Source organism: Actibacterium mucosum KCTC 23349, assembly GCF_000647975.1.
Classification (GTDB): Bacteria; Pseudomonadota; Alphaproteobacteria; order Rhodobacterales; family Rhodobacteraceae; genus Actibacterium; species Actibacterium mucosum.
On the sequence record NZ_JFKE01000003.1, the window covers coordinates 539,018 to 548,243 of the forward strand.

A 9,226-nucleotide genomic window follows, 5' to 3' on the forward strand; every position below is an offset into this window, starting at 1 on the left:
ACCTGTCAGCAAAGGTCCACGTGCAACGTTTGGAACTGCGTGATGTCGTTGGGCAAGGCTTCGACGCCAAGGCCGGGTTTGTCTGAACATTGCCACGCGCCGCGAATGATGGGTTCTTTTTCGCCGTCAAGAAACATTGTGCGAAGTGGGTTCGCGTTGAAATCCACTTCCAACTGACCGTCGCCGCCAACACCGGCCAGCAATTCTGCCGACGCGACAAGGCCGATACCTGCGCCAAGGAAGTGCGGGCAGTATCTGCGCCCGGCGCGCAGAGCTTGCTGGGCGACGGCAAGACACCCGGTAATCCCCCCCCATTTCGCCACGTCCGGCTGGACAACAGACAAATGACCCGCGTCGATGGCTTTCCCAAACTCCGGGACACCGATGATGTTCTCTCCACCTGCAAGCGGGATAGAGCTTTGGCGGGCCAACTCTTGCCATTTTGTGCGGTCGGTGAAGACGGGCATCGGCTCTTCCAGCCAATGCAGGGGCAGACCCGCGACGCCGTCGACAAACGCGCATGCCTGCTCCAGATTCCAGGCCTGATTGGCATCGCACGCCAGGGTTTCTTCGCCGGACAGGTCGGTCTGAACATCATGCACCAACGCGATGTCAGTGGGCATGTTGAACCCCACCTTAACTTTAAAACGCTGGTGGCCTGCCATGCGGGCCGCTGGCAAAATTTCGGCGGCAGCGTTGATCTGAATCCCGCTGGCATAGGCCGGAACCTGATCTGCAGCATCTTGGCGAATGAACTTGCGAAGCGGCAGCCCCGCCCGTCGGGCAGCGAGGTCCCAGATTGCAATATCCAACCCGGCCAGCACCTGGGAAAATGGCCCGACCTCGCCACATTGCACCGCACGAATTCGGGTTTGATCTGCAAGTTGGTGGAAGAATTCTGCGGGCGTGGCGGCGGGTTTGTTCAACACCAGTTGCGCAATATCCATCTGCAACAATCGCACACGGTGTTCAGCGCCCGCGGCGGGCCAATTGGCAAAAGCCTCGCCCCAACCAAAGACCCCGTCGCGATCCTCAACGCGGATCAGAACGGCTGGCCGGTCATGCATGACCCCAAATGACGTGGCGACCGGGCGCTTTGTCGGGCTGCGAAAGGCCCAGGCTTGAATACGCGCAATCTCGATCATGCCATCAGATCCATTTCGAGGCGCACATAATCGCTGCGATAACTGACATCGGCCAGATAGATCACACGGTCGTTGCTGTCGCAAAGCGTTCGCCGAACCTCGACAACCGGGTCGCCGATCGCAAGGTTGAGCATACCGGCCAACGTGTCATCGCATTTACCGATGCTCAGCGACTGACGCGCTCGGGCGATGTCCACATCCGGCGAATCCACAAGAACGGGCAGCGCCAGTTGCGTGCGAAACGCGTCTTCGCGCGGGTTGAATACGTCTTGGGCAATGTAGATCGCGATAACGCAATAAACCGCGCCGTCGCGGGTATGGGTCCTTTTGAGAAGGTGATACCCGGTCTCTGACAAAGTGCCGATCAAGGGTGCGCCCGGTATGTCCGCCTTGCGATCATCCAGCAAGTCCATCGTGGGCCGGTCGCCACGATACATGTCGACAAGGGTCGACAGGCGAGTCCCCAAATGCAATGGCGTGGGCGTCGGAGGCGGAGGCAGAACGGTTGTTCCACGTCCCCGCCGCGATTCCAGCAGGCCTTCGTCTTCCAGTATCTTCACGGCTTGTCGGATCGTGATCTTTGCAACCGAATACTTCTGAGACAGCTCTGTTACCGTCGGCAACAGCTCGCCAGGCAGCCATGTACCGCGTTCAAGGTTTTGTCGCAGGATTTCTGTGATCTGAAGGTAGAGCGGTGCGCGGCTTTGACGGAATGTGTCGGTCATTGGTCCCAAACCTCAAAAGACTTAAAATCCTATATATAGAATCTATGTTGCGATGCCAGCGGAATCACAATAGTTCTAATCATAGAACTTTTGGAGGCGCGCAATGGCGGGATACGATTATATCATCATTGGGTCAGGCACCGCAGGCGCAACGCTTGCCTCCCGCCTTTCCGAGGATCCGGCAGTACGCGTGCTGTTGCTTGAGGGGGGTGGGCCTGATCGTGGTTTCTGGCTGAAACTGCCGGTTGGCTACTATAAGTCGATTTATAATGCACGCGTGTCTCACCTGTACCGGGCGCAGCCTGACAGCGGTATTGCAAATCGCCGTATGGATTGCCCCCGAGGTCAAGTTGTCGGTGGATCAAGCGCGATAAACGGGCTGATCTATATTCGCGGGCAACACCAAGACTTTGACGACTGGCACGACTTGGGCGCAGACGGCTGGAGCTATCGGGACGTGCTGCCTCATTTCCGAGCGGTGGAAACCTACAATGGGCGGCCGTCGCAGTATCGTGGGGCACACGGGCCGTTGCAAATCTCGGATTTGCGCAATCAGAACGCCGCCTGCAATGACTGGCTGCGTGCCGCAAGCGGTTACGGGCTGCCCCAGAACGAAGATTTTAACGGCGCAGATTCGCTGGGCGTTGGTCGATACCAACTGACCCCGCGCGGACGTTGGCGCGACAGCGCGGCAACCGCGTTCCTGCATCCCGCACTGAAACGCCCGAACCTGACGATGAAAGTCCGCGCACGCGCAACCGAAATTCTGTTCAACAAGTCGCGGGCCACAGGTGTCCGATATGTACACAGGGGCAAAACAAACGAAGTGCACGCCGACTGCGAGGTCATCTTGTGTGGTGGCGCGGTGCAGTCGCCGCAATTGCTGCAACTGTCCGGCATCGGGCCCGCCGACCTTTTGCGCGAACACGGCATTCCCGTGCGCCACGACGCCCCCGAGGTTGGCGCAAACCTTCAGGATCATTTGCAGATGCGCACAATCGTCGAGATGTCCGAGCGGGGCATGTCGCTGAATGATCACGTGAGAAACCCTTTCTCTCTCGCGAAGATGGGATTGGAATGGCTGATCGGTGCACGCGGCCCGCTGACCGTTGGTGCGGGCCAGGTTGGTGGTGCGGCCTGCAGCAAATTTGCCAAGAACGGCCGCCCCGACCTGCAGCTTTTCGTCATGCCGCTGTCGGTGGACAAGCCCGGCAAACCCCTGCACCGATATGCCGGTTTCACGACCTCTTTTTGGCAGTGCCATCCTGAAAGCCGCGGTTCGATAGAAATCGCCGGCCGTGATCCATTTGCAGATCCGATTATTCGCACCAATTACTTGTCATCGGAACTGGACCAGAATGTCATGATCGAAGGTCTGCGAATGGTCCGCGCCATTTACAACAGGCCCGAGTTCCGCGGCCGTTGGAAACACGAAATCATCCCCGGGGCCGCGCATCAAAGCGATGCCGAGTTGCTGGACGCCATCCGCCGGGTGGCTGCCACGGTGTACCACCTGGTGGGTACATGCCGCATGGGGCGCGATGACACCGCCGTGGTCGACCCAGAATTGCGCGTCAAAGGTGTGGAAGGTTTGCGGGTCGTGGATGCCTCGGTCATGCCAAAGATCACTTCGGCCAATACTAACGCACCTACGTTCATGATTGCTGAAAAAGCCGCCGACCTGATCCGCTCCGGCTCTTCCGCCTAACCCCAAATCAAAGCAGGACACATTATGACCATCGAAATTCGCAATCCCGCTGTACCGGGGGAAGTCGCAGCACGATACACCGAAACGGAACCGGGTGATCTGGACGGACTGATAACGCGTGCGCATCAGGCTCAGGCCAATTGGGCCTTGGTACCCCAGCCTGAACGTGGTGCAATTATTGCCCGCTACATTGATGCGTTAGAGGCGCGTCGCGAGGACATCGCCCTGTCAATCACCAAGGAAATGGGTAAACCCTTGGCCGAAGCGCGGGGAGAGGTGACCAAAGCTCTGGGCGAAGCGCGGGCCATGGTTGCACGGGCGGGTGCGCCGGTTGGCGAGGTTTTCCCTTCGCAATTGCCGGGAACCGTTGCCTATACGACAAGGCGGCCACGGGGCGTTATCTTGGGCATCAACCCGTGGAACTTTCCCTTCAGCACACCTATGCGCAAGGCCATTCCAGCACTGGTGTACGGCAACGCAATTGTCCTGAAGCCTGCATCACTGTCTCCGGGGGCCATTGACCTGATGGCACAGATTGCGAGCGATCATTTACCTGAAAACATTGTTCAAGCCGCTATCGGCAACGGCGCATTGGGACAGGCTTTGGCCGAACATCCTGGCGTCAACGCCATCAGCTTTACCGGATCTGTTGGGGTCGGGAAACGTGTTGCGCAAGCTGCTGCGGGGCATCTGGCCGAAGTGTCTTTGGAACTGGGCGGCAAGAACCCGGCCATCCTGAATGACGCCAGTGATCTGGATGCGGTTCTTGATCAAATCATGGCGGCGGCATTTGCCGTGTGTGGGCAGAGATGTACAGCCGTCAGCCGTGTCATCGTGAACCGTAACCTTGAACGCGCTGTTGTCGATGGCCTGTCCACACGTGCTGAGGCCATGCATCCGATGGATGGAACGGCACAAGGCGCCCAACTTGGCCCACTTTCCAGTCGTCAGCAGTTGGAGGATGTCTCTGCCTTTGTCGCCCGGGCCGCCGCGCAAGGTGCAAAAATTTCTGCGGGTGGGAAAGCCATAAAGACAGAGACGGGCGGCTATTTCTACGCGCCGACCATTCTTTCGAACGTGACGCGTGAAATGGAGATCGCCCGCGAAGAAGTTTTTGGCCCGGTTCTTTCAGTCATTCCGTATAGCTCCATCGACGAAGCGCTAAGTATTGCCAATGGCGTCTCCTTTGGCCTGTCATCCTGCGTCTACTCAGAGCAGGCACCGGTTATCGAACGCTTCGTTGCTGAAAGTGAAAGCGGCATGTTGCATGTGAATGCAGGCAGCTTCCCTGAAAACCACCTTCCCTTCGTCGGCGTCAAAGACAGCGCCATGGGGGTCGGGGGATCAAATGGGCCGTCAACCGTTCAGTTTTATACCACCGAGCATACTGTCTATCAGCGCGCCAAAGTGTGAAGTCCAAATTCCACAATCGAAGCACCGCGCCTTGCACGAAATGTAAGAAGGCGCGGTGCCATTGTTCAGATCGGCGACGGTTTATCCGAACGGCGCATAGAGTTTTGCGATGGCCGTGATGTTGTCGGCGCCAAACCCACTGTCGGCGGCCTTGGCAAAAACCTCGGCCGTGGCTTGGGTCATTGGTGCGGCTTGCCCCCCTTCCTCGTTTGTGTCCAGCGCAAGGCCCAAATCCTTGCACACAAGCTCAATCGGGAATGCCGGCTGAAACGCCTGCGCCAACATCGCGCTGCCACCAAGCTTTGCCGCCGGGCTGGCTACTGGCGTGGCAGATAGGATTTCCAAAGCCCGCGCCGGGGCCAGACCGCCGCTGGAAGCCAACCCCAGCAATTCAGCCAATGTCGCAAGCTGCGCTGCAAACAGCGTGTTGACCATCAGTTTCACAACCGCCCCGGCACCGGCATCCCCTGCGTGGTGAACGGCGCTGCCCATGTCGTTCAAGACCGGCTGGGCCTTGCCCAGATCGCTTTCCATGCCGCCAACCATAAAGATCAGCTGAGCGGCCTCGGCTTGCGGCCGAGAGCCTGCCAATGGCGCATCAAGAAACCCGACACCGCGCGACGCAGCGATGTTGTGCAACGCTTTTGCATGACCGGGCGAAACGGTTGAACATTCAACACCCAAGGTACCGGGACTCATACCCGCAAACGCTCCGGATTCCGGTGCCGCCCAGACCGCGTGCGACGCCCTGTCATCGCGCACCATGGAAATAACGATTTCGGCGCCTTTGGCTGCAATCGCTGGGGATTCCGCAACAACGGCACCCGCGTTGCCCAAGGCGTCGGCTCGGTCCCTGTTGCGATTCCAGACCGTTACTTCATGCCCTGAAGCAAGCAAGTTTCCGGCCATTCGAGACCCCATGGCACCAAGGCCAAGAAAAGCAATTTTTGTCATGTTTCAGTTCCTTTTACTGCTTCATTGAACGCGGTGTGCGGTTAGGGAAACGGCAATTATTACGTCGGTTGAAACCGCCGGGTTGGCATCGCCAATGCCAAAGTCGTGACGACTGAGCGTGCTGCGCAACTGTGCCGTTGCCGTTGATCCTGCGATGTCCAATGTGCCCGAAAGCACGAGGGGCAATGTCACACCCTTCAGGGTTAAAGTTCCCGGCACGGTGAGGTGCTGCCCATCCCATGTGAGGCTGTCTGCGACGAACTCGGCAACTGGAAACGCGTCGGCGTCCAGCCAGGATGACCCCGCCAGCGGTGCGGCCGCTTGCGGCGCAGAGATGGACGCCGTCGCGGTTGAAACCTGAACTTGGACACTGTTTTGGTTCTGGTCCTGCGGATCAAACTGGATATGAGCGGTCCAGTCTGAAAAGGTGCCAAATGCAATAGAGGTGCCGATTTTCACCTCGAAGGCCAGCGTGCTTTTTGCGGGGTCAACCTTCCAATGTGTCTGGGCCAACGCGGGATGAACGAATGCAAAGGGAAGGATCAACACCACGACCCAGCCAAGCCGGCGCCCGAACGGCAGCATATGCCGCAAAACATCGTCTCGGTCGACAAAGTGGTGCTTTAACGCGCCGGCGACATGTAGCGTCACAAGGGCCAACATCGACACGCCCCCCATCCAATGAAGACGTCCCCAAAACGCGCTGACTTCGGCATCGGGGCCCACCAGATGGGGAATTGGCAAGACGCCAAACACAACCGTTGGAATGCCCAGCGGCGAGGACGACGCCATCAGCCACCCGGTCAACGGCATGGTCGCCATCAACACGTACAGTCCAAGATGGGTCAGTTTCGCGGCCCGGACAACACCTGCCGACATCCCCTGTGGGAACGGTGGCGGCCGATGCAGTGCCCGCCACACCACGCGCAACACGAGCAAAGCAAACAACGAAACGCCGATCGACTTGTGCAGTTGGTACAGGTCGTAGACACGCAAACCCAAAACGCGGGCCGCGAAATCCCCTTTGGCGGCGGTCTGCGCCATCAAGAAACCGCACCCGATCATGGACAGCAGCAATGCCGCCATGACCCAGTGCAAAAGTTTTGCGATTGGATGCCAAGCGCGCATGTCAATCACTCGTTCGGCCCAGCAAAGCCCGCGACGCGGCCCCAGTGGCACGGAATGTTCGTGTCCGGCACATCCGCGCAATCGACAAGGTCAAAGTGGATATCCAGATCGATCGCCAACCCGGTCGGTGAACCGAGAAACGCGATAAAATCCATCCCATGGTCCAAGCGCAGAACCTGTCCTGTTACCTCGAAACCGACAACGCGGACCTCGTCGTAGTTCGGGATGAACTCAGGGTAGACCGTGTTGCGGACCATCTTGAAGTCCAGCGTCAAAGGAGCAGACACGCCCAGCATAGTAAGATCACCGTGCAGTATGCCCGTCTCGGGTGTCAGCATCTCGACCTCGGTCGAAACAAAGGTGATTTGAGGGTACTGCCCAACGTTCAGATAGTCGGCATTGCGGATATGGTTGTCGCGTCCAATGTGGTTGGACTCCACCGAAGCCGCGTTAACTGCAAAGCTGATCTGGCTATTGGCGGGGTTCTCTTCGTCGATCAGGAAGGTTCCGTCGAATTCCCGAAACACTCCAACCGTTCTGCTCAGCCCCATATGATCCACCTGCCAGCCGAAATGGGCATGGCCAAGATCAAGGGTCCATTCGCGTGGTTCTGCCTGCGCAGACACCATGCCGGCACCGGCTAATGCTGCAGCTAAAAAAACAGGTTTCATTTCCGTCTCCGTTCAAGTTCAGCCGCCCGTCTGAATGCGTTACAGATGGCGGATTGGGTGGTGATGGCTTTGAAGTAAAGATGATAAATTCGCCCAAAAAGGCCTTGCATATCATCTCAGCCGTGCAATTTTTGCACTAATGGATATTGAAGCCCTCAGAACCGTCGCTCTGGTCGCGCAGCACGGCAGCTTTGCAGCCGCTGCCCGTGTCCTGAATGTTGATCCCTCTTCCGTCTCCCGATTGGTGGCCAGCATCGAGTCCGAAGTCGGTCTGCGCCTGTTTCAGCGCACAACACGGTCACTATCCGTCACGGAAGAGGGCGAATTGTATCTTAGGCGCGTCTCACCTTTGGTCGAGGAATTGGATCGCGCACGTGACGAGGCGACCCAGCTTCGCAAAACGCCGTCGGGAACCCTGCGCATGACGGCATCGGTCGCCTTCGCGCATGAGTGTGTCGTGCCTTTTCTGGCAGATTTTCACCGCCGATACCCCAAAATCTCGATTGATTTGATTCCAACAGACGCCAACCTGGATATTTTGGCCAATGGTATCGACTTGGCGCTGCGCCTTGCCTCTGCCCCTTCAGGCGATGTAATCAGCACGCGGATAAGGACAACGCGGTACCGCGTCTGTGCAAGCCCGGAATACCTTAAAACCGCTGAAAAACTCGACCATCCACGTGACCTTGCCAACCACGATTGCCTGCGTTTCGCCCTGCCCGAGTTTCGCAGCCGCTGGTTGTTCCGGAAAGATACAGAGGCGTCTTTCGAAGTTCCCCTGCACGGGTGGTGCGTAATAGCCAACGCATTGTCGCTGAGGCAAGCCGCACGTGACGGATTGGGACCCGTGATGCTGGCGGATTGGCTGGTGGACCGTGATATTGCCGCGGGCCACTTGATTGAACTTTTTCCTGGCTACGAGTGCACAGCGACCGAATTCGACACGGGCGCATGGGCACTTTACCCCAGCCGATCGTACATGCCGCAAAAAATCAGGGTTATGATCGACTATTTGCGGGCTTGTTGGAGCTAGTGCCCCCTCACGCGTTTGAACCCCATGGTCCGTGGTGTGCGCCTTTGGTGTCGGTGCGTTCGAAGGAGTGGGCGCCGAAGAAGTCGCGTTGGGCCTGGATCATGTTGGCGGTCGAGCGCCCCGTGCGCATCGTGTCGAAATAGCTCAGCGCCGCCGACATCGCCGGCACCGGCAGCCCGTGCGCCACCGCCGTGCCCACCACACGGCGCAAAGCGCCCGCGTGGGTGGTCATCAAATCGGCGAAGTAAGGCGCGAACATCAGGTTGCGCGCGGCGTCCTGGGTCAACGCCGTCGCCATGTCGTTCAGCATGGACGAGCGGATGATGCAGCCCTCGCGCCAGACCTCGGCAATGGCCGGCATCGGCAGGTCCCAGCCATAGGTCGCGCCCGCCTTCGACAACAGCGCAAAGCCCTGCGCGTAGCACATGATCTTGCCCGCGATCAGCGCG

At 58.5% G+C, this 9,226-nt stretch carries 8 protein-coding genes and 1 pseudogene; 3 read left to right on the forward strand and 6 right to left on the reverse strand.

All coding sequences use genetic code 11. The features are described from left to right. Positions 1 to 5: 5 nt before the first annotated feature. Entirely contained in the window at positions 6 to 1,145 is a 1,140-nt protein-coding gene (locus tag ACMU_RS09215) for a mandelate racemase/muconate lactonizing enzyme family protein (protein ID WP_035258619.1), read from the reverse strand. Continuing rightward, positions 1,142 to 1,870: a GntR family transcriptional regulator gene (locus ACMU_RS09220; RefSeq protein ID WP_035258621.1), complete on the reverse strand. Its 729-nt coding sequence runs from the start codon at positions 1,868 to 1,870 to the stop codon at positions 1,142 to 1,144. Before ACMU_RS09220 ends, ACMU_RS09215 begins: the two co-directional genes overlap by 4 nt. A 103-nt stretch (positions 1,871 to 1,973) precedes the next feature. Between ACMU_RS09220 and ACMU_RS09225 the strand changes: the two genes are divergently transcribed. Next, entirely contained in the window at positions 1,974 to 3,578 is a 1,605-nt protein-coding gene (locus ACMU_RS09225; RefSeq protein ID WP_035258623.1) for a GMC family oxidoreductase, read from the forward strand. Between the two features lie 24 nt (positions 3,579 to 3,602). Continuing rightward, the gene (locus tag ACMU_RS09230) at positions 3,603 to 4,991 is read left to right on the forward strand and encodes an aldehyde dehydrogenase family protein (RefSeq protein WP_035258625.1); all 1,389 of its coding nucleotides are present in this window, start codon (positions 3,603 to 3,605) and stop codon (positions 4,989 to 4,991) included. Between the two features lie 81 nt (positions 4,992 to 5,072). Here the strand turns inward: ACMU_RS09230 and ACMU_RS09235 are convergent, their stop codons facing one another. From ACMU_RS09235 to ACMU_RS18750, 3 genes are read right to left on the reverse strand one after another with little or no spacing between them, the layout of a single operon-like run. Further along, positions 5,073 to 5,945: an NAD(P)-dependent oxidoreductase gene (locus tag ACMU_RS09235; RefSeq protein ID WP_035258627.1), complete on the reverse strand. Its 873-nt coding sequence runs from the start codon at positions 5,943 to 5,945 to the stop codon at positions 5,073 to 5,075. 21 nt (positions 5,946 to 5,966) lie between these two features. Further along, the gene (locus tag ACMU_RS18745) at positions 5,967 to 7,073 is read right to left on the reverse strand and encodes a cytochrome b/b6 domain-containing protein (RefSeq protein ID WP_152544566.1); all 1,107 of its coding nucleotides are present in this window, start codon (positions 7,071 to 7,073) and stop codon (positions 5,967 to 5,969) included. A 5-nt stretch (positions 7,074 to 7,078) separates the two neighbouring features. Continuing rightward, positions 7,079 to 7,744, reverse strand: a complete 666-nt coding sequence (locus tag ACMU_RS18750; protein WP_081805466.1) for a YceI family protein — start codon at positions 7,742 to 7,744, stop codon at positions 7,079 to 7,081. A gap of 139 nt (positions 7,745 to 7,883) precedes the next feature. Between ACMU_RS18750 and ACMU_RS09250 the strand changes: the two genes are divergently transcribed. Then, complete coding sequence (locus ACMU_RS09250; protein ID WP_035258630.1) at positions 7,884 to 8,777, forward strand: LysR family transcriptional regulator; 894 nt, start codon at positions 7,884 to 7,886, stop codon at positions 8,775 to 8,777. A 7-nt stretch (positions 8,778 to 8,784) separates the two neighbouring features. Here the strand turns inward: ACMU_RS09250 and ACMU_RS09255 are convergent. Then, positions 8,785 to 9,226 (reverse strand): annotated as a pseudogene (locus ACMU_RS09255) (NADP-dependent phosphogluconate dehydrogenase); the annotation flags it as partial.